This window comes from Pseudomonas sp. FSL W5-0299 (assembly GCF_005930655.1).
Classification (GTDB): domain Bacteria; phylum Pseudomonadota; class Gammaproteobacteria; order Pseudomonadales; family Pseudomonadaceae; genus Aquipseudomonas; species Aquipseudomonas mandelii.
The window spans coordinates 61,773-86,829 of record NZ_RXHX01000008.1; the positions used below are offsets into that span (position 1 = coordinate 61,773).

A 25,057-nucleotide genomic window follows, 5' to 3' on the forward strand; every position below is an offset into this window, starting at 1 on the left:
TTATGCCCGATTTTGTGAAAGGAACATGAAAAACCGGTCTTCGAATCGTTTATCTGAAAGTCATACAGCCACTGTTCAGACTTCTGCCGTTTATCGCGATTTTTAGAAGAGAAGTCCTGCGGAAGTGTTCCCCTTTATATGAACAATGTTTCAATCCTTAGTTGTTTTTACTGAATTGTTTCCACTCAAGGCCGTTTCGTTTGATTGACTTAGTTAATACCCACTCTGTTGCTTCGAAGACCAACCCGATGACTGTCTACCTGGCCCGACTGGCGCCCTCCAGTCAGTTGACCATGCGCTACGTTTTGCAGGATGCGGCCGACCGTTTGGGTTTCGAAGACATGAACGTCGAGGAGATTCCCTGGCATCAGCTCCAACCCGACAATGTGATTGCGTTGGTCGCAGCGCTGCGTGAAGACGGCTACGCACCGAATACCTCGTCGCTGTACGTCAATGCGGTACGCGGGGTGATGAACGAAGCGTGGCGCATGAGCCTGATCAGTCAGGAACACTTGCTGAAAATGCGCTCGGTGAAAGGGATTGCCGGCACGCGTCTGTCCCAGGGGCGCAACCTCAGGCGCTCGCTGATTCAGGAGATGATGGCGGTGTGTGCCGCCGACCCGCGTCCTCAAGGCTTGAGAGACGCCGCCATCATCGGGATTTTGTACGGTTCGGGAATGCGCAAATCCGAGTCGGTGAACCTGGACCTGTCACAGGTGGATTTCAGCGAGCGTAGCTTGCGGGTCACCGCCAAGGGCAACAAGCAGTTGATCAAATACGCCCCGGCCTGGGCCTTTGAAAAACTGCAGGCCTGGCTGGAGCTGCGCCGTTCGCACCTCAAGGAAGGCGAGGTGGACGACCCGTTCCTGTTCAACCGCATCCGTCGCGGCAGCCACATCACCCGCGAGCGCATCACCAAACACGCGATCTATTACATCGCCCGGCAGCGCGGTGCGCAGGTCGGGGTAAAGATCATGCCGCATGATTTCCGGCGCTCGTTCATCACCCGGGTGATCGAAGAGCATGACCTGTCGATCGCGCAAAAACTCGCTCATCACAGCAATATCCAGACGACGGCCAACTACGATGTGCGCGACGACAACGAGCGGCGTCGGGCGGTGGATCGCTTTGATCTGTGATGGCTGGATTCAGGGTTCACTCAGCACATGGGCATGGCCGATGGTTGATACGTGAACCTCACTGCCAGCGGGCGGCGCGTACAGGCCAGAGCTGCGCACCATCAGTGATCGACCGTGCGGGTCGCCGGCGACGGTAGGCTGCAACTCCACGGTCAAGGTGCAGGTGTTGCCGCTGAAATCCCGCTCGGTCACCACGGCGCGGCACCCGGCGACTTCGGTCGGACTGGGCTGGATGCTGACCAGTTGCAGCTGCTCGGGGCGCAGCATGATCTGCGCGGCATTGTTATTACGGTGGTTGTTAACCGGAATACGGCCCAGATCGCAATGGGCCCACCCGGCCTCGATCCTGGCGGGCATGACCACGGCATCTCCAAGAAACAGCGCGGTCTGTTCGTCGTCGGGATAGCGGTAAAGGTCCAGCGGATGGCCCGACTGCACCAGCCGGCCGTCACGCATTACCGCCAACTGATCGGCGAACGACAAGGCTTCGCTCTGGTCATGGGTGACCAGGATGGTGGTGACGCCGGCGTCGGACAGCAATCGCGCGACCATTTTGCGCATGGCGCCCCGCAGGCCGGTATCGAGGGCCGAAAACGGCTCGTCCAGCAACATCAGCCGTGGTTGCTGCGCCAACGCACGCGCCAGCGCCACTCGCTGTTGCTGACCGCCGGAAAGCTCATGGGGCCAACGTTGGGCCATGCTCGCGTCGAGGGCCACGCTGTCCATCAACTCAGCGATTCGCTGGTGCTTCGCGTCGCCTTTGGTCGACAGCCCGAAACCGATATTGGCGGCCACCGTCATGTGCGGGAACAGCGCGCCGTCCTGGGGGACATAGCCGATCAAGCGCTGATGCGCCGGGACTTCATGGGTGTCGTCGACGAGTGTCTGGCCGTCGAGCGAAATACTGCCCGTGTCCGGGAATTCGAAACCGGCGATCATCCGCAGCAACGTGGTTTTGCCGGAACCCGAGGGGCCAACGATGACTGTCCGGCTGCCTTTTGGCACCGACAGGCTGACGTTCTCCAGCGCTCGCTGAGAACCGTAATATTTGCAGATCGCGTGCAGTTCCAGAGCGTTCATCGTCCAGCCGTTCGTTTGGATTGGTAATAAAGAATTGCGGTCAACGGAAGTGACAGCACAATCATCAGCAGCGCGTAGGGGGCCGCGGCGGCATAGTCGATTTCGCTGGTCAGTGCCCAGAAACCGGTGGCCAGGGTGCGCGTGCCGTTGGGGGCGAGCAGCAGGGTCGCGGTCAGCTCATTGGTGATCGCCAGAAACACCAGCGCGGCACCGGCGGCGGCCCCGGGCGCGGCCAGGCGCAGGGTGATCAGCCACAGTGCCCGCGCAGGCGAGCGGCCGAGGCTGCGCGCCATGTTTTCCAGTTCGACCGGTGCCTGCGCGATGCCCGCACGCAAACTCACCAGGGCGCGGGGCAAAAACATCAGCAGATACGCCAACAGGACGGTGATCGTGGTCTGGTAGATCGGTCGGGCGAAATGGATGGTGATAGTCACCAACGCCAGGGCCACGACGATGCCGGGCAATGAACTGGTGATGTAATTGCAGCTTTCCAGCAACCGCTGCAGCCGACCCGGCGAGCGAATCGACAGCCAGGCGATCGGGATGGCGGCGCAGGTGGTCAGGACTGCGCCGCAAATCCCCAGCAGCAGGGTTTGTTCCAGCGCCGGCACAAGCTCTGCCAAGTCCCAGACTTGCGGGCCGCCCGCGATCAGCCATTTGCCCAAGGTGATCAGCGGCACACCCAAGGCCAGGGCGCAGGTGGTGATTTGCAGCATCAACCCCAGCACGGTGGCTTGAGCGTCCAGGCGCACCACCCGTTGTTCACGCGCGCTGCCGGAACCGACCCGGGCGTAACGCGCCGTACCGCGAGCGGCCGATTCGGCGGTCAGCATCACCAGGCAACACAGGGCGAGCACGCTGGCCAGCATGTGGGCAGCGGGGCCGTTGAAGGTGGATTTGAACTGATCGAAGATCGCCGTGGTGAAGGTGTCGAAGCGGATCATCGCGTACAGGCCATATTCGGCCAGCAGGTGCAGGCCCACGAGCAACGCACCGCCACAGATGGCCAGGCGCAGTTGCGGCAACACCACCCGGAAAAAGATCGCCCAAGGCTTTAGCCCCAGGGATTCGGCCACGTCTTCGATCGCCGGGTCGAGCCGGCGCAACGTCGCTGCAATCGGCAAGTACAGGAACGGGAAGTAGGCGATCACCGAGACCAGAACCCCGGCAAACAGGCCGTGAATCGGTGGTACCAGGCTGACCCAGGCATAGCTGTGCACGAAGGCCGGCACCGCCAGCGGCGCGATCGCCAGCAACGACCAGCCACGTCGCCCGGGCAGGTTGGTGCGCTCCGTCAACCAGGCCAGGGCCAGGCCCAGGCTGATGCACAACGGAATCGTGATCACCACTAGCAACACGGTGTTGATCAGTAACTCGCCGACCCGAGGCCGGAACACCAGCGGCACCAGCGTTGCCCAGCCGGTTTGTATCGACACGCCGATGACGAAGGCAATCGGTATCAGTGCCAGCAACGACACCAGCACCGACAAACCGATTACCCAGGCGCCACCGCGACCGGCGAAGACGCCACGGGCGCGTCGTCGCAGGTTGACGGGTATCGCCGCGGGGATACCGGTTGGCAGGGATTCAGGGATCAATTAGAGCAGCCCCGCCTGAGTCATCAGGTCCACGGCTTTTTTGCTGTCGAGTTTCGACGCATCGACCACAGGGGCGTCGAGTTGCGACAAAGGCACCAGTTTCGGATTGGATGGGGCGTTTTTGCCCACGGCGTATTCGAACGACTTGCCAGTCTTGAGGATGTCCTGGCCGTCCTTGCCGGTGATCCATTTGAGCAACGCCTGGGCTTGTTCCTTGTGCTTGCTGGACGCCAATACGCCGCCCCCCGAGACGCTGACAAAGGCCCCCGGGTCCTTGTGCTTGAAGTAGTGCAGGGCCGTGTTGTTGCTGTTTTCGCCGGTCTTGGCTTGATCGCCGAAGCTGTAATAATGATAGATCACGCCGCTGTCGATCTGCCCGGCATTCACCGCCTTGAGCACGGCGCTGTTGCCGCGATAGGCCGTAACGTTGCTTTTCATCCCTTTGAGCCATTCCAGCGTTGTGGCTTCACCCTTGAGTTCCAGCACTGCAGCGACGATTGCCTGGAAGTCGGCACCGGCCGGAGAAGCGCCCCAACGACCTTTCCACGCCGGACCCGCGAGGTCCATCAGTGATTTCGGCAAGTCGGCCTCGGGCAGTTTCGCAGGGTTATAGACAAACACGGTTGAGCGCGCGGCAATCCCGACCCATTTGCCATGGGCCGGACGATAAGCCGCCTCGACTTGCTCCAGCGTTGTCGGGGCAACCGGCGCAAACAGGCCGGCGTTGTCCACCAGCACCATCGCCGGGGAGTTCTCGGTCAGGAACACATCGGCCGGGGACGCGGCGCCTTCCTGCACGATCTGATTGCCCATCTCGGTATCGTCACCATTGCGCACGGTGACCTTGATGCCGGTTTCCTTGGTGAAGCCCTCGACCCAGGCTTTGGTCAGGCTTTCGTGCTGCGCGTTGTAGACCACAATGCCGTCATCCGCTGCAAACACCTGTGTGGCGCCGAGCAGGGCGGTGGCCAGCAAGGCCGCTTTGAGGAAGGAAGGGGTAGGGGTGAACATTCTGTCGGCAGCTCCTGTTCTTTTGGAAGGCATGCACGTCCATTCGCGGATCAATCAATGCGAACCATTTGCATGTTTGAATCGCAGGGAATGTAGAGCTCAAAATGAGAAAAAAACGTCAAAGAAACCGTTAATACATGTCATTTACATTCAGATTAGCAGCACCTCGGCCCCTTGCCCTATGGGTCTGAATCAAACGGTATGGTCACTGGCTCGATGGGCAGCCTTTCGAAGTTCCGCCGGCCGCCTGATTGATCGCAGCGGCCAGACGCTTGATGTTGTTCTGATGGGCCACCACCAATTCATCAATGCTGGGACCGGAAGGTGACTGCAACGTGCTGCGGCAAGTAATCAGCGTGTTTTCACTGTCGCCAAGGCTGCGCAGGCGCCATTTGACATCGATCAGCGCGTATTGCCCTGGAATCGAGTCGAAGCGCTGCACATCCAGGCGCAGTGACATTTTGCGTTGTGAATGGCTGTTGAGCAGTTGGTCAACCATGGCGCTGCGCAATTCATCCACCAGGCTCGCGGCCCACCATTCGGTTTCGAGTATCGCCAGGCCGCTGTTGCCCTGGCGGATCACGATCTGCGGACGATCGACCTGGGGCGGCACGCTGATGCTTTCAATCTCGATCTCCGAGGTACCGCCTCTGGATTGATTACCCAATTGCGCCGGAATCAGGGTGTGAAACTGAATCGGGTCACTGCGGCAAGCGGTGAGCAGTAACAGCGCGGTGACCAAGGTGATCTTCAGCGAAAAAGCCATGGTGTTGCTCCTGTGGTCAGTTGCGCGGTGGCGCCTGCAGATCCATCGGTGCGGCGTTGTTGGGGCGGCCGCGAATCAGCGATTCCGGATGGCGTCCCAGGTAATCCGAGAGCTCACGCAAGGAGCGCGACATGCGTCCGAGTTCGTCCAGGGTCTGGGTCAGCTGTTCCCGCTGCGGTGAGTCTTCGGCGAGCGTCGAACTGGCCGATTGCAGGGTTTTGCTGACGTCGGCCAGGGTGGTTTGCACGCCCGGCAGCGTCTTGGCGTTGAATTGGGCGAGTCCTTTGCGCAGTTCGACGAGGTTACTGTCAAGATTGCCGGCAATTCGCTCGATCGGCAGTTGGTTGATCTTGTTGACCATGCCTTCGAGTTTTTCCTGCAACTGTTCGAGGCTGCCGGGAATGGTCGGAATACTGACCGGACGGGCGCTTGGATCGAACGCGACTTTCTCGGCCTTGGGGTAGAAATCCAGTGAGATGTACAGCTGGCCGGTCAGCAGATTGCCGCTGCGTGCCTGGGCGCGCAGACCGTTCTCGATAAAGGAACCCATCAAGCGCACGGCTGCGGCTTCATCATTGGGATCATGATTGAGCGCCTTGAGCATTTTGGTATGGGCCGAACCCAGGCGCTGCGGGTAGATCACGATGCCAACGTTGACCGGGAAGCTGCGCTTTTTCGCATCGAAATCGAGATTGATCGACACCACTTTGCCGAACTCCACGCCGAGGAATTCCACCGGTGCATCGACTTTGAGGCCCCGCAGGGCCTGGTCGAAACGCAGGCTCAAGTATTGGCCCTTGCCACTGGGCGGGGCGAGGGCGGTTTGCTGGTCGGTGAACAGTTCATAGGCATACTCTTCTGCCGCCGGTTTATCGTTGGGGCTGTACTCCGGCGCGCGGAAGGCGATGCCGCCCACCAGCAGCGATGACAACGACTCGGTCTTCACCGCGAAGCCATTGGCGCCGACGCTGACATCAATACCGCTGGCGTTCCAGAACCGGGTGTTTTCGGTGACATAGGCATCGTTGGGCGCGTGAATGAACAAGTCGATGTTCACACCGTTGCCGTCAGGGTCCAGCGAATAGGCCACCACCTGGCCGACCGGGATTTTTCGGTAATAGACCGGCGAGCCGATGTCCAGCGATCCGAGGTCCTGGGTGTGCAAGGTAAAGCGTTTGCCCGGTTCGCCATAGGTAATCGCTGGCGGGTTTTCCTGGCCTTTGAAGTGTTTCGAACGGGTGTTGGACTGGCCGATATCCGCGCCGATGTAGTCACCGGAGAACAGGGTATCGATGCCCGACACGCCGCCGGCACCGATACGCGGACGCACCACCCAGAACTGTGAGTCTTCACGGGTGAAGCTTTCCGCCTGTTTGGCCAGTTTGATCGTAGCGTTGACACTCTTCTGGTCGCTGCTCAGTTCCACGTCCGAGACCTGCCCGATCACCACATTGCGGTATTTGACCTCGGTCTTGTTGGCAGTCAGGCCGCTGCCGGTCTTGAACGTGACCGTGATGGTCGGGCCTTCCTGCATCATGCTGTGGACCACCAGGGAAATGCCCACCAGTACCGCGACGATTGGCACGATCCAGACCAGCGAAACGCTGAAACGACGAGTCTTGATTGGGGCCTGGCCAGGGGCTTGCGGCCCGTCAGTGGCTTGCGACTTCATCCATGTCCTCCTCGGTGTGTGAGTTTTTATCCTGCTCGTTATCCCAGATCAGACGCGGGTCGAAACTCATCGCTGACAGCATGGTGAACACCACCACCAGTCCGAAAAACAGAATGCCCGGACGCGGTTCGATATCGGCCAGGGCTTGAAACTTCACCAGTGAGGCCACCAGGGCCACCACGATCACGTCGAGCATGGACCAATAACCGATGAGCTCGACGAAGCGGTATAACGTCGATCGTTCCTTGCGCGCCCATAGGCTGTTGCGATGCACCGTAATCAGCAGCAGCATTAACGCGACGAACTTGACGCCCGGCACCGCGATGCTGGCGATAAAAATGATCAGGGCGATGTCCCAGGCACCGTGCTGCCAGAAATCCAGCACGCCGCCCATGATTGTGCTGTCAGCACCGTTGCCGACCATCTTCGTATTCATCACCGGCAGCAGATTGGCCGGGACGTAAAACACCAATGAGGTCAGCAGGTAGGCCCAGGTGCGGGTCAGCGAGTTGGTTTTGCGCCGATGCAACGGCGCGCCGCAGCGCTCGCATTGGTGCGGTTCACCTGTCATGTCGCAGGCCAGTCCGCAGCTGTGGCACAGGCAGAGGTTGAGTTCGCTGGCGACAGGAGGCGTTGTCATAGAATGTCCCACAGCTCACGGATATCGCGCCCGGCGATGCGGATCATCATCAGGCTGAGCACGGCCAGGGCAAACAGACCGATGCCGGGCAGCACATCCAGCAACCCGGCGAGCTTGATCACCGCGACCATGGCTCCCAGCAGACAGACTTCGAGCATGCTCCAGGGCCGCAGGGTTTCCAGCCAGCGCATGCAGAAGCTGAAACCGGGCGAGCGCCGGGAGGCGAGGGCATAGCTCAGCACCCAGATCAGCAGCAACAGCTGGAAAATCGGCGCGATGATCATCGCGATCGCCGCCACCATGGCAATGAACGTGATCGGCCCCAGGCTCAGGGCCAGCACCGAGTCCCAGAGGGTTGCGCTGTTTTTCAGGCCTTTGAGGCTGATGCTCATGACCGGGTAGAAATTGGCGAAAATCCACAGCATCAACGCCGTCCAGGTCAACGCCAGGCGTTGTTCCACCGTCAGGCCGTTATAGCGCTGGAGCACACCGCCGCAGCGTGTACACAGGGTTTTTTGATGTTTGGCGAGCGTGACTTTTTCATACACGCAGTCGCAGTGCTCGCAGATGATCAGTTGGTCAGTCGTAGCCATTGGCCGCACTCGCCAGGACGCAGGAAAGTCAGAGCACCTCCTCAATATAGAAGTGCCTTGCGATTGAGCAAATCGAAAGGCCTAAACAACTGATTGACCGCGTTATCGTTTATCGCGAGCAGGCTCACTCCCACAGGGATCGTCGTCGTCACAAATGCTGTGTCCGCCGAAAATCCCCTGTGGGAGTGAGCCTGCTCGCGATAGCGGCCTGTCAGCCAACCAGTTCGCGCAGTCGATACCAGAACATCCCGAGCGCCAGCAACGGCGAGCGCAGCATCGGCCCGCCGGGAAAAGTCATGTGCGGCACGGCGCTGAACACGTCGAACCCTCGACTGTGCCCGGCATGGATCGCTTCACCCAATAGCTTCGCGCACCAATGCGTGACGTTCAGCCCATGCCCCGAGTAACCCTGGGCATAAAACACATTCGGGTGCTGACTCAAGCGGCCAACTTGCGGGAAGCGATTGGCGGAGATGCCGATCCGGCCGCCCCATTGATAGTCGATGCGCACATCGCGCAATTGCGGGAAGACTTTGAGCATCTGCGGGCGCATGTACGCCGTGATGTCAGCCGGATCGCGCCCGGAATAATGGCAGGCGCCGCCAAACAGCAAGCGCCGGTCCGCCGAGAGCCGGTAGTAATCCAGGCCGACTTTCTGGTCGCACAACGCGAGGTTCTGCGGGATCAACTGCGCGGCAACCTCAGGTGCCAACGGCTCGGTGGCAATAATGTAGCTGCCGGCCGGGAGCACCTTGCCGCTGAGCTTCGGTTCGAGTTCTTCAAGGTGCGCGTTGCAGGCCAGCACCAGACTTCCCGCGCGTACCGTGCCACCGGCACAGCGAACCTGCACCGTGCTGCCATGGATCAACTCCAGAACCGGGCTCTGCTCGAAGATCTGCACCCCGAGGGATTGCGCCAGCCTTGCTTCGCCCAGCACCAGATTGAGCGGATGCAAATGGCCCGAACCCATGTCGACCAGACCACCGGCATAGACGCTTGAGTCCACCACTTGCTCACGGATCTGCTCCGGCCCGACCAGACGGGTTTCGTGGGCGTAACCTGATTCGGCCAGACTGTCGCGCTCCGCCTTGAACGCCGAGAATTGCGCCTTGGTGTTGGCCAGCTCGCAGAACCCCCAGCGCAGGTCGCACTCAATCCCGTGTTCACGGATGCGATTGCCCACCAGTTCCACCGAGTCGATCCCCGCACGCTCCAGATAGCGCACCCCGTCCTCACCGACGTACCGGGTGAAACCGCTGACGTCATGGCCGATGCCGCGGATCAACTGCCCGCCATTGCGCCCGCTGGCGCCCCAGCCAATCCGCCGGCCCTCCAGCACAATCACCGAGAGCCCGCGCTGAGCCAGCTCGATCGCGGTGTTGACCCCGGTAAAACCGCCGCCGATCACGCAGACATCGGCCACAAGGTCCGAGGCCAGCGTGGGGTAGGGCGTCAGGCCTTTGGCGGTGGCCGCGTAGTAGGAATGTGCGTGTTCGTTATTCATTTGTTGGACTTCACTTTGCTCCAGGAACGGGTCATCAGTCGCATGATCGCCTGGGGCGGGGTGGTCGAAATGTAGAGTTTGTCGAGGACTGCCTGAGGTGGGTAAACCTCAGGGTTGTTCACCAGCTCTGCGTCCATGTATTCCTTGGCGGCGGGGTTGGGGTTGGCGTAGCCGACCGAGGCGCTGACCTTGGCAATCACTTGCGGGTCCAGAAGGTAGTTGATGAAGGCATGGGCTTCTTTCGGGTTGCTGGCATCGGCAGGAATCGCCAACAGGTCAAACCACAAGTTACTGCCTTCCTTCGGAATGGCGTAGGCGATGTTCACGCCGTTTTTGGCTTCCTTGGCCCGGTTGGCGGCCTGGAACACGTCACCGGAATAGCCGAAGGCCACGCAGATGTCGCCGTTGGCAAGGTCCGACACGTATTTGGAGGAGTGGAAATAGGTGATGTAAGGCCGGATGCTCAACAGTTTGGCTTCGGCTTTTTTGTAGTCCTCAGGGTTCTCGCTGCGCGGGTCCATGCCCATGTAATTGAGAATCGCCGGGAACACTTCATCGGCCGAGTCCATCATCGATACGCCGCACTGGCTGAGTTTCTTGATGTTTTCCGGTTCGAACAGCACTTCCCAGGAATCGATGCGGTCGATGCCGAGCACTTGCTTGACCTTGTCGACGTTGTAGCCGATGCCGTTGGTGCCCCACAGGTACGGCACGGAATGCTCGTTACCCGGATCGTTTTTCTCCAGCAGCGCCAACAATTTCGGGTCGAGGTTCTTGAAGTTGGGCAACTGCGCACGGTCCAGCTTGAGGAACGCGCCGGCCTTCACCTGACGGGCGAGGAAGTGGTTGGACGGCACGACCACGTCATACCCGGTACGCCCGGCGAGCAACTTGCCCTCCAGGGTTTCGTTGGAATCGAAGACGTCGTAGATCACCTTGATCCCGGATTTGGCCTGGAAGTCGGCGAGGGTGGTTTCGCCGATGTAATCGGTCCAGTTGTAGACGCTGACGGTGGGTTGAGCCTGGGCAACGGCACTGAACAGCACGGCAAGCGCGGCCGGCACCATGGATTTCAATAGACGCATTCGACACCTCTTTAGTTATTAGACTGTGTAGGAGCGAGGCTTGCCCGCGAAGAGGCCGGTCCGTTCAACATCGTCGTTGACAGTCAGGCCGCCTTCGCGGGCAAGCCTCGCTCCTACAGGGGGGCGCGTGATCTCGCGTGGTTTTCAGACGCTAAGCATCAAGAACTCACGCTCCCAGGAACTGATCACCCGCTTGAAGTTCTCGTGTTCAGCACGCTTGACTGCCACGTAACCGCGCACGAATTTGTCGCCCAGATACCGTCCGATGGTTTCGCTCTCTTCCATCTGCGTCAGCGCATCCTCGATGGTGATCGGCAGGCGCAGGTTGCGGCGCTCGTAGGCTCGACCTTGCACCGCCGCACTCGGTTCGATGCGTTCAACCATGCCCAGATAACCGCACAACAAACTGGCCGCGATCGCCAGGTACGGGTTGGCGTCAGCCCCCGGCAAGCGGTTCTCCACGCGCATCGAATCTGGCGTCGAGGTCGGCACTCGCAGGCCGACGGTGCGGTTTTCTTCGCCCCATTCAACGTTGACCGGGGCCGAGGTGTCCGGCAGGAAGCGGCGGAACGAGTTGACGTTGGGCGCGAACATCGGCAGCACTTTGGGGATGTACTTTTGCAGACCGCCGATGTGGTGCAGGAACAGCTCGCTCATCGTGCCGTCGGCATTGGCGAAGATCGGCTGACCGGTGGCAATGTCGACTACGCTCTGGTGGATGTGCATGGCGCTGCCGGGCTCGTCGCCAATCGGCTTGGCCATGAACGTCGCCGCGACGTTGTGCTTGAGCGCCGCCTCACGCATGGTGCGTTTGAACACAGTGATCTGGTCGGCCAGGTCCAGCGCATCGCCATGACGGAAGTTGATTTCCATCTGCGCCGGGCCGTCTTCGTGGATCAGTGTGTCGAGGTCCAGGCCTTGCAGCTCGCACCAGTCGTAGACGTCTTCGAACAGCGGATCGAATTCGTTCGCGGCGTCGATGGAAAACGACTGACGACCGCTTTCCGCACGGCCCGAACGGCCCAGCGGCGCCTTGAGCGGCAGGTCCGGGTCTTCACAGCGCTGGGTCAGGTAGAACTCCATTTCCGGCGCGACAATCGGCCGCCAGCCTTTGTCGGTGTACAGCTGCAGCACTTTCTTCAGCACGTTGCGCGGCGACAGTTCGATCGGGTTGCCGAACTTGTCGAAGGTGTCGTGGATCACGATGGCGGTCGGCTCGATCGCCCATGGAATCACATACACCGCGTCGGCGACGGGCTTGCAGACCATGTCGATGTCGGCCGGGTCGAGCAGGTCGTAGTAGATGTCGTCGTCGACAAAGTCCCCGGTTACCGTTTGCAAAAGCACACTTTCCGGCAGGCGCATGCCTCGCTCATGCAGGAACTTGTTGGTGGGTGCGATTTTGCCGCGTGCAATGCCGGTCAAGTCACTGACCACACACTCGACTTCGGTAATCTTGTGATCTTTCAGCCACGTGAGGAGCTGATCGAAAGGGGCATTCATAAAGACCTCGTTATTGGTTTTTTTTAACGCCGGGGAGGACGGTTTCATCCACCGCACACTTCCCCTGAGACGCGTTGACGACTATCTTGGGCGAGCCTTGCGGTTCCATCTATCCACTTTCAGCAGCACCAAAACGCACCAAACGAGTGCGTAAGGTCATTCATGTCAGCGTCCAGTCCAATTCAGGTTCAAGCGTTCAACACCGACGATGTCGCTGCGCAAATCCGCGCCACGCCGGGTTGGGTTCAGCATTACCAGCAAATGTCGCCGGGGCATTTCGCCGGGCGTGTGCGCTACCTGGACCTGCAAGGCGTGGAGATTTACGAAGAGCAGATGAACACCCGGGTCGAACAGAATTTCAGCGCGCCCGAGGGTTCGCTGGCGTTCTGTTTCGATCGCAGCGACAACGCGCTGTATGTGTTGAATGGCGAAAGCCGCAACATCTGGATCACCCCGGAGAACTACCAGGAAGTCGCCGTGGTGTTTGGTCCGGAGTTCGTGCAGCGTCACGGTTTGAATGTTGCGCGGCTGGAAGGCTTGTTCATGTCGCCGCTGAACTCGGGGCAGAACGCCTTGTTCAGCCGCTGGTTGAGCGGCACCTTGACCCGCCTCGCCGAAACGCTCGACCCGCCGAGCAAAGAAGCGCTGACCCAGCAACTGCTCGAAGACTGCCTGTACATCCTCGACAACGCCTGTGTGTGCCTCGATCACGGCGGCCTGCAGCGCCGCACCGAAGAACGCGCAGTGATGAAACGCATCGGCGAATGGGCCGCCGACTCACCGGAAGAAACCCTCAACCTGCTGGAGCTCTCCCAGGTGGCCGGGGTTTCCCTGCGGCAGTTGCAGCACGCGTTCAAGGCCTTCACCGGGATGACGCCCACCCATTGGCTGCGCCTGCGCCGCCTCAACAGCGCCCACCGCGAATTGCTTGCGCGAACACCGAATGACACCACCGTTGCCGAAGTGGCGATGAATTGGTCGTTCTGGCATCTGGGGCGGTTTTCCAGCAGTTACCGGGCGCTGTTCAAGGAACTGCCGAGTGAAACGCTCAAGCGCATTCGCCCGAGCAGGACCTGATTCGCAAGTTCAGCCTCGCCGAGAGGGCGCAGTGACTGGCTGAACGACCGGTTTTTTGTTCAAACCGTCGATGCAGGTTTCGCCAGTTCAATCCCGGCCGCACCCAATCGCTTGAGAATTTCAAACAACAAATCGCTTTTAGTCGTGCCGACGATTCTCGGGCTGCTGACGTAGCCCGTGACCGTCAGCGTGATGCCTTCGGGGGTCAGTTTGCTGAACCGGACGAAGGTAGCCGGTTTGTCGAGGATGGTTTCGTTCTCGCGGTACGTGTCGTACAGCAGGTTTTGAACTTGCTCCGGATCGATGTCCAGCGGGAACATCAGCTCCAGTGTCGCCACCCCTTGTGCGCTGCCGCCAAGGGTGACGTTGCGCAGGTTCTGCGAGATCAGTTGTGAGTTGGGCACGATGACGATCGAGCGGTCACTGAGTTGTATTTCGGTGGCCCTGACGTTGATGCGGCGGATGTCGCCTTCGACGCCACTGATGCTGATCAGGTCGCCGACCTTGACCGGGCGCTCGGTCAGCAGAATCAGCCCGGAGACGAAGTTTTTGACGATTTCCTGCAAGCCGAAGCCGATCCCCACCGACAGGGCGCTGACAATCCACGCCAGGTTGGTCCACTCGATGCCCAGGGATGACAAGGTCAGCAGAATCACCAGGGCGTAGCCGATATTGGAGAACAGTGTGCTGAGCGAGGCACACATGCCGGGGTCCATGTCGGTCTTGGGCAGGAACTCGTTATCCAGCCATCGGCGCAGTGCGCGAATCAGGTAGATGCCGATGAACAGGGCCAGTAGCGCATTCAGCAAATGGCCCGGGATGATATTGAGTTTGCGCAGGCCATCGCCGCCGAGGATGGCGAACGTCTGGGTAAACAGTTGTCCCAGCGTCGTGCCGACGCCACCGACAAACAGTGAAATGACCGCCAGCAGCATTAAACCGGCGCGACCGACACCGGACAGAATGATCGACGCTTGCTCAAGGCGTACATCGCCGATTCCGAGCAATTGTTTGAGCGCCTTGCCGCTAGGACTCTTGGGTGAAAACAGGTACTCACAGCTGTCTCTGAACAATTGCGTCAGCAAGTAGAAGCCCGACAGGATGATAAAACCCCAGACCAGTTGGTACGTAATGAACCGTGCCAGGGAGATGTAGCCGATCAGCAGCGCAATCAGCGATACCACCGTCGCAAAACCGGCCAACGAATAAATCAGGCCGGCAAGGGTGGTACTCGATTCGGGCGCTTCCCCGGTAGCCGCAACGGCTCTGCGGACTCTGCTGGCTCGCCGGAACAACGTGCCGATAATCAGCGTGACCACCAGCGCGATCAAACCGCGGCCAAACAGAATGGCCGGCGGGCTCATGCCGGTGACGTTGGTGATTTGTGCCAGGCTGACCAGAATCAGCAGTGTGACGGCCAGTATTCTGGGGAAGGGCTGGATTGCCAGTGCCACGGGATCGGAGATGGCCGGCAGTCGCCAGGAAGGATGTCGGGTCGACAGCAGCGCCCGGCTCAGACCGGTAATCAGGATGCACACATAGATGATTTTTTCGAATTCATCGGCAAAGTTCTGAATCAAAGGCGACAACGGCAATTGCCGGGTGAGCGCATAAAACAGCAGTTGCATCGCAAAAGCAGTGGTCAGCAGCGTGGCCACGACAGAGGCCAGTGCGAGCGAGCTTCGACGCAAACGTCCTTCCGGCATTCGATGAATACACACCCAGGTCAGCCCGCGCTCCGCGATTCGTCGGCCCCAGGACCAAACACCCAGGGCCAGCACGATCAATGCGATGGTGAACAGGCGCTCGCCGGGTTGCCAGGCGGCCTTGATTGCGCTGGAAGCCTGCTGGATGAATTCGCTCAGCCGCTGGCGGTCCTCCTTCAGCGGACTGAACAATGGCGCCCAGAACCCCGGCCCCAGGATACTGCCGCTGCGCAGCGTGACTTCGCTTTCCAGCAGGTTGCGGCGAATACCGGCGATTTGAATAAGGAGACCGGCAGCATTGTTTCTGAGTGCTGTCAGGGTTTTCAGGCTGGAATCGACTTTGGTCTTTTGCTCGGAGAGATAGGCTCTTTGCGTCGCGATATCCGATTTCTCTGACTCTACATCGTCGAGTGATACCGGGCCCAACACATCAAGTTGGGCTTGCAGTTGCTTCTGTTCGGGCAGCAGGGATGACTGCAGACTATCCACGTCGTTGATAAACGACTGAACAGCATCTTGCAGGCCGACCATCTGGGTGAGGTTATTGGCCAGCGAAATCTGTTGCTTGATTCGGTCAAGGCGGATTTGCAGGTTTTGCAGATCACTCTGAGAAATGACTAACGACGAAGTACCCGATGTAATACCTGCAGCCGGCAGTATGTCGGCGGCCGACAGCGCTCCGTCACTGGTTGCAAGCAGCGTGAGCACGACGAACATCATTGACTTCAATGCATTACGCATGGGGGTGCTCGACTCTGTGGTGGGTCGCTCAACCTATGAGGTTAGGCCATCACGCCAAAACGATCGAAAAGAATCCTGTTCGCCGTCAGGATCAGGCAATACCGTGCAGAGAGTGGGTGCCGCGTGATCTACACTCTTTGTTGCTGAATCAAGCCCGGGATCAGCTACCCGGGGTTAGTGCAGAGTGACGGGCTGCGTTGGAGGTCATTATGAGCAAGGTGTCATCCATCGGCCTGAGCATCGCATTGACGGTTGCGTGCACCCAGGGTTGGGCTGCAACGGTCGTTCCGATGAAAGGGCAGAGTTCGCAACAGACCCAGCTGGACATCAATGAATGCAACAGCATCGCGTCCGGTCAGGCCGCGTCGACCGCACAGCCTGCTTCCGGAGGGCGATTGCGCGGTGCTGCCGCGGGGGCCGCCGCGGGATCGGCCGGGGCAGAAGTGCGCGGGCGTCAGCATGACGAGTTTTATGAGCGCATCGATGACGACACGAAACAGGACTATCGGCAGGACCGCGCGAAAGAGACCGCCGTGGCCGGTGCCGTGGTGGGCGGCTCGCGTCAGCGTCAGGAACGCCGGGCACAAGAGAAAACCAGTGCCGCAACGACCTCGACGGCGTACACCAGTTGCCTGCAGGGCAAGGGGTATCAGGTTAACCCCTGAGCCTTTCGCGGCCGCTGCTCGAGCAGATAAACCATCAGGCAGGCGTACAACGTGACGGCAAGGAACAAGCCCATGCGCACCGCAAACGCGGTGTACACGTCCTTGCCTGCGATGCTGTCCTGAACCGACTGGCCCAGCAGGATAATCAGCGTGATCAGGGTGTTGAGCCAGAACCCCGGGCTGAACCCGGTCGGGCTCAGCGCGTAGAGCTTGCGCGCCAGCACCAGGCCGAACAGCAGCATCCACAGAAAGAACATCCACAGGTGCACAAACAGGCTGAGGGCGCTCCAGAACAGGATCGCCAGCAGGCCTGCGAGCAAGGTTGAGCCAACGAGTTCGCGACCGGCTGTGTGGGCGTTGGTCGTGGAGCTTTGTTGGCCCAGGCTGACGGCTTTGAGGATGATCGGCAGGTAACCGGCCGGGTCGATCAACGCGAGCAGGAACGTCGGTAACACGATCAGGGTTGCACGTAGCGCCACTCGGCTGACCTCTTCGGCGGGCAACGTCGGGGTGGGCGGCGGGGAAGGGGCGTTGGGCGGATCCGGGAATAACCCGTGACTGATCGCCACGACCGCTACGGCGAGCAGCAAGCCCTTGACCAGGGCACCGATGACCATCGCCGCCAGATCGAATTCGGCAACGCCGGCCGAGGAAATCATCGTCAGGCCAATCACCAGAAAGGTCACGATCAGGGCATTTCCACCGCGCAGGCCAAAACGGAAGACCAGAAACAGGCTCAGACCGATCAGCAGCACGCCGCTGAAGGGGTAATAACGCAGGATCGGGATCAACAACAGGCCGAGGCCCGTGGTCAACATCGCAGCCAATGCGAGCACCACGGCTGCCTTGAACGGCAACGGGCGATTGATCGAGGCCAGCAGGATCAGGCACAGCACCGGCGCGAGAAAGGGGATCGGCAACCCGAGGCCGAAGCTGGCGGCAAGGCACAGCGCCGTGCCAGTGGCCAGGCGTAATGCGCGCTGTTCCCGGGGCGTGCGTTTAGTAGGCATAGCTCAGCCAGCTCATGAAACCCACAAACAGCCGACCCAACGGGTTCAGCGGGTTGCCTTGAGTCGGGAAGGCCATGACTTCGGCCTGCCCGCCAGCACGGATGGCGCCGCTGTCACGCAAGGTTTTTCGGGCGTCTTCGGAGAGCTCGATAATCACCGGAAAACGCTGGGCCGGTCGCAGCCAGTCGCGGCTGTTCTGGACACTGGGTAAGGTGCCAGGCGCCGGTGTCTGTCCGACACTGACGCCATAACCGACACTGCGCACGCGTCCGTCGAACACTTCGCCCGGGAATGCATCCAGGACGATCGCCACAGGCGTATCGACTTTCACCAGACCGAGGTTGTTTTCAGTCATGTCCGCGCTGATCCAGACATCGTGGATGGCAATCAGGGTCATGACCGGGCCACCGGCCGCGGCGAACTGCCCGGCGTCGGTGCGCAGGTCGGTGACCAACCCCGCCGAACGGGCGCGAATCTGCGTGTTGGACAGATCCAGCTCGGCTTTCGACAGCGCCGTGGCGGCGCTTCGCAGCAGGGCGTTGTCTTCCTCGCTGCCACCTTCTTGCTCGCGGGCGCGTTGCACTTCGGCGCGGGCGGCCGCGACCTGGCTGACCGCCTGTTCACGATTGGCGCGAGACACTTCGAGCAGACGCACGGAAATGGTTCCGGGGTCTTCGCGGTACAAACCTTCCAAACGTTGATTGTCTTGTTTCGCCTTCAGTTCGTTGGCCTGGGCCGCGCGCAAGTTGGCTTGCGCCGAAGCGATGCCGGCGGTGCTGGCGCCGATCTGCCGACGGGTCGATTCAAGGTCTGCGCGGGCGCGGTCGACGGCGATCTGATACGGCTGCGGGTCCACTTCGAACAGCACGTCGCCCGCCTGGACGTCCTGATTGTTGCGCACGTTGACGCGGATCACCCGGCCGGCGACTTCCGAGGCGACCGGAATGACAAAGGCGCCCACGCGGGCTTGTTGCGTATAGGGCGTGAAACGGTCGGCCGCCAGGTACCACGCCAGGCTCAGGAGGATCAGGAGCAGCACCCATTTGATGCCTTTTTTCGCCGGGTCGGCGGCAGGCTCAGGAGGCTTTGGGGCGGGCGCCTCGGGGACAGGCTGCGCGGTTTCACTCATGGCTGTTTACCTTGTGAGGCAGGGAGGGTGGCGGGCTCGCTCAGCAGGTCGCCCCAGTCGGTGCGTTTTTCCATCTGCTGGCGGGTGGCTTCATCGACTTTGGGCTGGGCGCTGTACCAACCGCCACCGAGGGATTTGTACAGGGCAATCAGGTTGCTCACCGCGTTGCTGCGGGCGACCAGGTAGCTGTCCTGCTGTTCGAGCAGTGCGCGCTGAGCATCGAGCACCCGCTGAAAGTCTGAGTAACCTTCGCGGTACTGCGTGCTGGCCAGCACCAGCGAGCGTTTGGCGGCCACTCCGGCTTCGCTCAGGATGCGTTCGCGCTCCAGCGATTTGATCAAACCAGTGGCGGCATCGTCAGCCTCCCGCGCAGCCTGGCGGACTTTGTCGCGGTACGCCTCGATCAGTTGCTGCAACCGCGCATCCTGGACGCGCACGTTATTGCTGATCTGACCATGGTCGAACAGGTTCCAGCGCAGGCTGGGACCGCCGATCAGGTCCAGGCTTCGGGACGTACCGTTGAGCGTGTCGGCCGACCAGACGATGCTGCCAAGCAAGGTCAGCGACGGATAGAAGTCACTTTCGGCCACGCCAATCAATGCCGACTGGGCGGCGACATTCAGCTCGGCGGCGCGCACATCGGGCCGACGCAGCAGCAGATTGGCCGGCACATCCTGGAGCACGGCGCGATCGACCAGCGGGATCAAGCCTTCGTTGCTCACGAGCAGCGGTAACGCGCCGGGCGGTTGCCCGATCAGCACGGCCAAGGCATTGCGCGTTCGTTGCAACTGGTCTCCGAGGGAGGGGATGGTGCTCAGGGTGCCGAGGTATTGGGTTTTGGCCTGTTGCAGGTCGAGTTCCGCTTGCTGGCCGCTGTTGAACAGTTTTTCGGTGATCTCGAAATTACGCTTTTGTTGTTTGGCGTTCTCCCGGGCAACGCGTAACCGGGCCTCGGTGGTGCGCAATGAAAAGTAGGTGTCCGCGACCTGGGCGCGCAGCAATACCAGCACGTCTTCGTAGTTGGCCTGAGCGGCAAAATAACTGGCGTCGGACGATTCGATGGCCCGGCTGAAACGCCCCCAGAAGTCCAGCTCCCAACCCATGTCGAACCCAGCGCTGTATTGCCAGAAATGGCTGTCCTGGGGATTGGTGCCACCCGATTGCCGGCGATTGAAGTACAAACTGTCGGCGCTGGCTTGCTGCAGTTGCGGGTACAGAGCGCTTTGCGCAATGCCCAGCTGGGCACGGGCTTCCATCACGCGCAAGCCGGCGATTTTCAGGCTGGAATTATTTGCATCCGACTCGGCGATCAGCTGATTCAGTAGCGGATCGTTGAAGACCTGCCACCACTGGCGGATATCCGGATTCGGTCCGCGTTGACTGGCGTGTTCAAGGGCTGCGGTATTCCAGTGTTCGACCCACGTTTCGCCCGGCGGCTGGAAGTCCGGCCCCAGCCGCACGCAGCCACTCAGGCCAAGTGCGCCGAGCAGGAGGAGGTGGCCTGGCAGTCTTTGCAAGGAACGGCCTCGAGGCATCGCGTATCGTCCAACCAGAGAAGGTCACTGGAGCATAGCCGTCCAAATGAGCAACCGGCTGTTAAGCTTCTCAGGCAACCTCAAACCTTCTGCGATCACTTATAGGCAGGACACTCATGAGTCCTTTTGTGCTGGGGGGCAATTTCTGGGAGAAGGCGCGGGCGTTGTTTATCCGCTCTGCCAAGGTGGTCAATCCCGAGACGGTGCAAGGCGTGCCTGCTAGCGCGAAATGATCCCGTGATCGATCGCGTACTTGACCAGGGCTGCGGGTTTGTCGATGTTCAGTTTGCGGCGGATGCTCAAACGATGGGTTTCCACAGTGCGCACGCTGATGTCGAGCTCGCGGGCCATTTCCTTGTTGTTCAATCCTTGCGCCATTTTGTACAACACCTGGCTTTCGCGAGGGGTCAGCTCATTGTCGGTGCTTTTGTCGGCTATCAGCCGCTGGGCGATTTCGGCGCTGTAGAACGTGCCGCCACTGACGATGGCTTCGATGGCCGCAATGATTTCCCGCGACGGTGAGTTCTTCAGCACATAGCCGCTGGCGCCGGCGCGAACGGATTCACTCACGTATTCATAATTGTCGTACATGCTCAGCATCAGCACCTTGAGCGACGGGTACTGGCTGCGCAGCACGCGGGTCAGCTCAAGCCCGTTCATGTCGCGCAGGCTGATGTCGACCAGCAACAAGTCTGGCTGGCAGCGCCCGACCATCTCGATGGCCTGCGCGCCACTTTCGGCTTCGCCCACCACTTCCAGGGGCGCCATGACCGCGAGCAGCGCTTTGATCCCGTCGCGGACCAGGGAGTGATCGTCGACCAGGGCGACGCGGATCGGATAGGGCAGGTTCATCGCAGATATTCACTCTTGTTGTAAGGGGGTGGGTCAGCGTTTCGCACCGGGCATTTTCATCGGCAGCAGCACGTCCAGCTCACTTCTTCCAGGCATCGATATCAGGTCGAACCGCCCGCCAAAATGTTCGACACGCTCACGGATATTACGCAGGCCGATGCCCGCGTGGCGACGTTCGACCTGGGCGACATTAAAACCGACACCGTCGTCGACCACCGTCAACCGCACGGATTCCTGTGACCCATGCAGGGTAATCGAAACGTTTTTAGCCTGTGCGTGGCGTTCGATGTTGGTCAGGCCTTCCTGCACAATCCGGAACAGCGAAACCGCCGCGCCGTCGACCAGGTCACAATCAAATTCATTATCGTCGTAAGTCACGGTGAGACCGCTGCGCTGCTCGAATTCGGCGGCGAGCTGGCCGATCGCCGCCGGCAGGCCCAGCGTGTCGAGCAATGACGAGCGCAGATCGTGAGAGAGGCTGCGAACCTCGCCAATCGCGTCGCCAAGGCGCTCCGTGGCATCTTTCAGCGTATTCAAACCCTTGTCGTTGGCCTGGCCATTCTCCAGCAGCAGGCTGGCCAGTTCGAACTGGAATTTTATGGAGACGAGCACCTGGCTGATGCCGTCGTGCAGCTCCCGGGAAACCCGTGAGCGCTCTTCCTCCTGGAGGCTGACGATCCGCTGGGTCAGGCGCTGGAGCTTTTTGTCCGCCAGGCGATGCTCGCTGACGTTGAGCGTCATGCCGCTGGCGAAGACGAACAGCACAGCCACGAGCGCCACCGCGGCAATCGCCAGCATGGTCTTGCGGATGCCGTGGGCCACTTCGTCACGCGCCTGCTGGGTGGCGCGCTCAACGTCTTCAAGGTAGATGCCGGTACCGAGCATCCAGCCCCAACGGTCCAGCATCACTACATACGCGAGTTTGTCGGTGACCTGGCCGGAAGAAGGCTTGTTCCAGGCGTAGCGCTGAAAACCTTCGCCGGATTGCGCACTTTTGAGCAGTGCCTGAATCACCGGCAAACCTTGGGGATCTTTCATGTCCCACAGGTATTTGCCCACCAGTTCCGACTGGCGCGCGTGCATCAGGCTGCGACCCTCACGGTCGTAGACGAAGAAGTAGCCGTTGATGCCAAAACTGAGTTTGCGCAGTTCTTCCAGCACCTGTTGCTGGGCGTGCTCGTCACCGTGCCCGTCGTCGTAGAGCGGCGCGATCAGGCTCTGGGCCATTTCCACGTAGTTTTTAAGCTCGGCGCGTTTGCTCGCCAGAATGCTGTCTTCAATCAGCTGCGCCTGTTGATCGCCGAGTTGGCGATTGAGGGAAATCACCAGCGCGCAGATCACCGCGATCGCCAACACCAGCGGCAGAATCCCGAGCGCGACGATTTTGTGTTTGAGCTGCATCTTGGCTCCTGACCGGACCGAGGGAAGGCGATGGCCCGGCATCATATGCCAAAGATACGCGCGTCCAGTAGCGGTGCTGGACGGAATGACCTGCGGCGGGGATGTCTGTCAGGTGAAATGCAAAACCCTTGTAGGAGCGCATCTACGTAGAACTACGTAGGCGCCATGTACGTAGTAACGCGGATTTATTTGTGGACGGCATGCGGGGATATTGGGCCAGCTCCGCACCGCGGACACAATTATAAAAAATTACCGCCGCAGTCCACTGGCTGTCGGCAGGAGACACGCTATGCCCCGTATGGCTAAACACCTCGCCTGGTTTGCCGTGGCTGTTCTGGGAGCGTTTGCGCTAAGTGTCGTGGCCTTGCGCCGCGGCGAAGCGATCAACGCCCTGTGGATCGTAGTCGCAGCAGTCGCTATCTACCTCGTTGCCTACCGCTACTACAGCCTGTTCATCGCCACCAAGGTGATGCAACTCGACCCCAATCGTGCCACGCCCGCCGTCATCAACAATGATGGCCTGGACTACGTGCCGACCAACAAACACGTACTTTTTGGTCACCACTTCGCGGCCATCGCCGGCGCAGGTCCGCTGGTCGGTCCCGTTTTGGCGGCGCAGATGGGCTATCTGCCCGGTACGCTTTGGCTGATTGCCGGCGTGGTGCTGGCCGGTGCGGTTCAGGACTTCATGGTCCTGTTCATGTCCACCCGCCGCAACGGCCGTTCCCTGGGCGATATGGTCCGGGAAGAAATGGGCCGCATCCCCGGGACCATTGCGCTGTTCGGCTGCTTCCTGATCATGATCATCATCCTTGCGGTGCTGGCATTGATCGTAGTGAAAGCCTTGGCCGAGAGCCCGTGGGGGATTTTCACGGTGATGGCGACCATCCCGATCGCGATGTTCATGGGCATCTACATGCGCTACATCCGCCCGGGTCGCATTGGTGAAATCTCCATCATTGGTGTGCTGTTGCTGCTCGGTTCGATCTGGCTCGGTGGGCAGATTGCTGCTGATCCGGTCTGGGCCAAAGCGTTTACGTTTACTGGCATTCAGATCACCTGGATGTTGATCGGCTACGGTTTTGTCGCCGCGGTATTGCCGGTGTGGCTGATTCTGGCCCCGCGTGATTACCTGTCGACTTTCCTGAAGATCGGCACCATCGTGGCCTTGGCGATCGGCATTCTGATCACCATGCCCGACCTGAAAATGCCGGCACTGACCCAGTTCATCGACGGCACTGGCCCGGTGTGGAAAGGCGGGTTGTTCCCGTTCCTGTTCATCACTATCGCCTGCGGCGCGGTCTCGGGTTTCCATGCACTGATTGCCTCCGGCACCACGCCGAAACTGTTGGCCAGCGAAGGTCATGCCCGTTACATCGGTTACGGCGGCATGCTGATGGAATCCTTTGTCGCCATCATGGCGATGGTCGCGGCTTCGGTGATCGAGCCGGGCGTGTACTTCGCCATGAACAGCCCGGCGGCGCTGGTTGGCTCTGATGCTGTGTCGGTTGCTCAGACCGTCAGCAGCTGGGGTTTTGCAATTACTCCGGAAGCGCTGCAAGCGGTGGCCAAGGACATCGGTGAAACCACGATCCTGGCCCGTGCCGGCGGTGCGCCGACCCTAGCGGTCGGTATCGCGCAGATCCTGCATCACGTTCTGCCAGGTGAAAACACCATGGCGTTCTGGTACCACTTCGCGATCCTGTTTGAAGCGTTGTTCATCCTGACAGCCGTCGATGCGGGCACCCGTGCCGGGCGTTTCATGTTGCAGGATTTGCTCGGTTCGTTCGTACCGTCGCTGAAGCGCACTGAATCCTGGACCGCCAACCTGATCGCGACCGCTGGTTGCGTAGCGATGTGGGGTTATCTGCTGTACCAAGGCGTGATCGACCCTCTGGGCGGCATCAACACCTTGTGGCCGCTGTTTGGTATCTCCAACCAGATGCTGGCCGGTATCGCGCTGATGTTGGCGACCGTTGTGCTGATCAAAATGAAACGTCAGCGCTACGTCTGGGTGACCATGTTGCCAGCCGTGTGGCTGCTGATCTGCACCACCACCGCAGGCTTCATCAAGCTGTTCGATGCCAACCCGGCGATCGGTTTCCTGGCCCTGGCCAAAAAGTACAGCGATGCGCTGGCCAACGGCCAGATCCTCGCCCCGGCGAAGAGCATCGACCAGATGCACCACGTGATCTACAACGCCTACACCAACGCAACGCTGACCGCGCTGTTCCTGCTGGTGGTCTTCAGCATCCTGTTCTTTGCGCTCAAGGTCGGCATTGCGGCCTGGGGCTCCAAGGAGCGTACGGATAAAGAAGCCCCATACCAGGCGCTGCCGCAAGCGTGAGGG

20 protein-coding genes are annotated in these 25,057 nt (G+C 60.3%); 4 read left to right on the forward strand and 16 right to left on the reverse strand.

From position 1 onward, the window contains the following. Positions 1-248 precede the first annotated feature (248 nt). Positions 249-1,139, forward strand: coding sequence for a site-specific integrase (locus FHL16_RS12770; protein ID WP_010460071.1), 891 nt, complete (start codon positions 249-251; stop codon positions 1,137-1,139). A 9-nt stretch (positions 1,140-1,148) separates the two neighbouring features. Here FHL16_RS12770 and FHL16_RS12775 read toward each other — a convergent pair whose 3' ends face one another. From FHL16_RS12775 to FHL16_RS12820, 10 genes are all read right to left on the reverse strand, one after another. After that, entirely contained in the window at positions 1,149-2,219 is a 1,071-nt protein-coding gene (locus FHL16_RS12775; protein WP_077748395.1) for an ABC transporter ATP-binding protein, read from the reverse strand. Then, positions 2,216-3,766, reverse strand: coding sequence for an ABC transporter permease (locus tag FHL16_RS12780; protein ID WP_177346235.1), 1,551 nt, complete (start codon positions 3,764-3,766; stop codon positions 2,216-2,218). The genes FHL16_RS12775 and FHL16_RS12780 overlap by 4 nt, the downstream gene beginning before the upstream one ends. 51 nt (positions 3,767-3,817) lie before the next feature. Further along, complete coding sequence (locus FHL16_RS12785) at positions 3,818-4,828, reverse strand: iron ABC transporter substrate-binding protein (RefSeq protein ID WP_077748396.1); 1,011 nt, start codon at positions 4,826-4,828, stop codon at positions 3,818-3,820. 205 nt (positions 4,829-5,033) lie between these two features. Continuing rightward, the gene (locus tag FHL16_RS12790; RefSeq protein WP_077748397.1) at positions 5,034-5,594 is read right to left on the reverse strand and encodes a PqiC family protein; all 561 of its coding nucleotides are present in this window, start codon (positions 5,592-5,594) and stop codon (positions 5,034-5,036) included. Positions 5,595-5,610: 16 nt separating this feature from the next. Then, complete coding sequence (locus FHL16_RS12795; RefSeq protein WP_077748398.1) at positions 5,611-7,266, reverse strand: PqiB family protein; 1,656 nt, start codon at positions 7,264-7,266, stop codon at positions 5,611-5,613. Next, positions 7,247-7,906, reverse strand: a complete 660-nt coding sequence (locus FHL16_RS12800) for a paraquat-inducible protein A (protein ID WP_077748399.1) — start codon at positions 7,904-7,906, stop codon at positions 7,247-7,249. The genes FHL16_RS12795 and FHL16_RS12800 overlap by 20 nt, the downstream gene beginning before the upstream one ends. Continuing rightward, positions 7,903-8,499, reverse strand: coding sequence for a paraquat-inducible protein A (locus tag FHL16_RS12805; protein WP_010460085.1), 597 nt, complete (start codon positions 8,497-8,499; stop codon positions 7,903-7,905). The genes FHL16_RS12800 and FHL16_RS12805 overlap by 4 nt, the downstream gene beginning before the upstream one ends. A gap of 211 nt (positions 8,500-8,710) precedes the next feature. Continuing rightward, on the reverse strand, positions 8,711-10,003 hold the full coding sequence (locus FHL16_RS12810) for an NAD(P)/FAD-dependent oxidoreductase (protein WP_077748400.1): 1,293 nt from the start codon (positions 10,001-10,003) through the stop codon (positions 8,711-8,713). Continuing rightward, complete coding sequence (locus tag FHL16_RS12815; protein WP_077748401.1) at positions 10,000-11,088, reverse strand: polyamine ABC transporter substrate-binding protein; 1,089 nt, start codon at positions 11,086-11,088, stop codon at positions 10,000-10,002. The genes FHL16_RS12810 and FHL16_RS12815 overlap by 4 nt, the downstream gene beginning before the upstream one ends. Before the next feature lie 144 nt (positions 11,089-11,232). Further along, entirely contained in the window at positions 11,233-12,591 is a 1,359-nt protein-coding gene (locus FHL16_RS12820; RefSeq protein WP_077748402.1) for a glutamine synthetase family protein, read from the reverse strand. Positions 12,592-12,753: 162 nt separating this feature from the next. On the opposite strand from FHL16_RS12820, the gene FHL16_RS12825 reads away from it, so the two are divergent. Then, positions 12,754-13,668 (forward strand): helix-turn-helix domain-containing protein, encoded by a 915-nt coding sequence (locus tag FHL16_RS12825; protein WP_010460092.1) that lies wholly within the window; start codon positions 12,754-12,756, stop codon positions 13,666-13,668. Positions 13,669-13,727: 59 nt separating this feature from the next. Here FHL16_RS12825 and FHL16_RS12830 read toward each other — a convergent pair whose 3' ends face one another. Continuing rightward, positions 13,728-16,115, reverse strand: coding sequence for a DUF3772 domain-containing protein (locus FHL16_RS12830; protein ID WP_042932089.1), 2,388 nt, complete (start codon positions 16,113-16,115; stop codon positions 13,728-13,730). A 209-nt stretch (positions 16,116-16,324) separates the two neighbouring features. On the opposite strand from FHL16_RS12830, the gene FHL16_RS12835 reads away from it, so the two are divergent. Beyond that, the gene (locus tag FHL16_RS12835) at positions 16,325-16,780 is read left to right on the forward strand and encodes a YMGG-like glycine zipper-containing protein (protein ID WP_077748403.1); all 456 of its coding nucleotides are present in this window, start codon (positions 16,325-16,327) and stop codon (positions 16,778-16,780) included. Here the strand turns inward: FHL16_RS12835 and FHL16_RS12840 are convergent. The 5 genes from FHL16_RS12840 to FHL16_RS12860 all read right to left on the reverse strand — a co-directional run bounded on the left by FHL16_RS12840 (position 16,765) and on the right by FHL16_RS12860 (position 22,707). After that, the gene (locus tag FHL16_RS12840) at positions 16,765-17,790 is read right to left on the reverse strand and encodes a DUF2955 domain-containing protein (protein WP_077748404.1); all 1,026 of its coding nucleotides are present in this window, start codon (positions 17,788-17,790) and stop codon (positions 16,765-16,767) included. The two genes, FHL16_RS12835 and FHL16_RS12840, sit on opposite strands and share 16 nt — an antisense overlap. Continuing rightward, entirely contained in the window at positions 17,780-18,919 is a 1,140-nt protein-coding gene (locus tag FHL16_RS12845; RefSeq protein ID WP_077748405.1) for an HlyD family secretion protein, read from the reverse strand. Before FHL16_RS12845 ends, FHL16_RS12840 begins: the two co-directional genes overlap by 11 nt. Then, positions 18,916-20,454: an efflux transporter outer membrane subunit gene (locus FHL16_RS12850; RefSeq protein ID WP_077748406.1), complete on the reverse strand. Its 1,539-nt coding sequence runs from the start codon at positions 20,452-20,454 to the stop codon at positions 18,916-18,918. Before FHL16_RS12850 ends, FHL16_RS12845 begins: the two co-directional genes overlap by 4 nt. Positions 20,455-20,673: 219 nt before the next feature. Next, the gene (locus FHL16_RS12855) at positions 20,674-21,306 is read right to left on the reverse strand and encodes a response regulator (RefSeq protein ID WP_010460104.1); all 633 of its coding nucleotides are present in this window, start codon (positions 21,304-21,306) and stop codon (positions 20,674-20,676) included. Between the two features lie 33 nt (positions 21,307-21,339). Continuing rightward, positions 21,340-22,707 (reverse strand): cache domain-containing protein, encoded by a 1,368-nt coding sequence (locus FHL16_RS12860; RefSeq protein WP_077748407.1) that lies wholly within the window; start codon positions 22,705-22,707, stop codon positions 21,340-21,342. Positions 22,708-22,996: 289 nt separating this feature from the next. Between FHL16_RS12860 and FHL16_RS12865 the strand changes: the two genes are divergently transcribed. Next, a complete protein-coding gene (locus FHL16_RS12865; protein ID WP_010460108.1) occupies positions 22,997-25,054 on the forward strand; it encodes a carbon starvation CstA family protein in 2,058 nt (685 codons plus the stop codon). Positions 25,055-25,057: the final 3 nt, after the last annotated feature.

Bases quoted from the DNA above. Each gene is read 5' to 3' on its own strand.
- FHL16_RS12775 (WP_077748395.1), bottom strand. From the start codon at position 2,219: ATGAACGCTCTGGAACTGCACGCGATCTGCAAATATTACGGTTCTCAG.
- FHL16_RS12865 (WP_010460108.1), top strand. From the start codon at position 22,997: ATGCCCCGTATGGCTAAACACCTCGCCTGGTTTGCCGTGGCTGTTCTG.
- FHL16_RS12855 (WP_010460104.1), bottom strand. From the start codon at position 21,306: ATGAACCTGCCCTATCCGATCCGCGTCGCCCTGGTCGACGATCACTCC.
- FHL16_RS12860 (WP_077748407.1), bottom strand. From the start codon at position 22,707: ATGCAGCTCAAACACAAAATCGTCGCGCTCGGGATTCTGCCGCTGGTG.
- FHL16_RS12790 (WP_077748397.1), bottom strand. From the start codon at position 5,594: ATGGCTTTTTCGCTGAAGATCACCTTGGTCACCGCGCTGTTACTGCTC.
- FHL16_RS12810 (WP_077748400.1), bottom strand. From the start codon at position 10,003: ATGAATAACGAACACGCACATTCCTACTACGCGGCCACCGCCAAAGGC.
- FHL16_RS12840 (WP_077748404.1), bottom strand. From the start codon at position 17,790: ATGCCTACTAAACGCACGCCCCGGGAACAGCGCGCATTACGCCTGGCC.
- FHL16_RS12805 (WP_010460085.1), bottom strand. From the start codon at position 8,499: ATGGCTACGACTGACCAACTGATCATCTGCGAGCACTGCGACTGCGTG.
- FHL16_RS12845 (WP_077748405.1), bottom strand. From the start codon at position 18,919: ATGAGTGAAACCGCGCAGCCTGTCCCCGAGGCGCCCGCCCCAAAGCCT.
- FHL16_RS12795 (WP_077748398.1), bottom strand. From the start codon at position 7,266: ATGAAGTCGCAAGCCACTGACGGGCCGCAAGCCCCTGGCCAGGCCCCA.
- FHL16_RS12820 (WP_077748402.1), bottom strand. From the start codon at position 12,591: ATGAATGCCCCTTTCGATCAGCTCCTCACGTGGCTGAAAGATCACAAG.
- FHL16_RS12850 (WP_077748406.1), bottom strand. From the start codon at position 20,454: ATGCCTCGAGGCCGTTCCTTGCAAAGACTGCCAGGCCACCTCCTCCTG.
- FHL16_RS12830 (WP_042932089.1), bottom strand. From the start codon at position 16,115: ATGCGTAATGCATTGAAGTCAATGATGTTCGTCGTGCTCACGCTGCTT.
- FHL16_RS12785 (WP_077748396.1), bottom strand. From the start codon at position 4,828: ATGTTCACCCCTACCCCTTCCTTCCTCAAAGCGGCCTTGCTGGCCACC.
- FHL16_RS12815 (WP_077748401.1), bottom strand. From the start codon at position 11,088: ATGCGTCTATTGAAATCCATGGTGCCGGCCGCGCTTGCCGTGCTGTTC.
- FHL16_RS12825 (WP_010460092.1), top strand. From the start codon at position 12,754: ATGTCAGCGTCCAGTCCAATTCAGGTTCAAGCGTTCAACACCGACGAT.
- FHL16_RS12835 (WP_077748403.1), top strand. From the start codon at position 16,325: ATGAGCAAGGTGTCATCCATCGGCCTGAGCATCGCATTGACGGTTGCG.
- FHL16_RS12770 (WP_010460071.1), top strand. From the start codon at position 249: ATGACTGTCTACCTGGCCCGACTGGCGCCCTCCAGTCAGTTGACCATG.
- FHL16_RS12800 (WP_077748399.1), bottom strand. From the start codon at position 7,906: ATGACAACGCCTCCTGTCGCCAGCGAACTCAACCTCTGCCTGTGCCAC.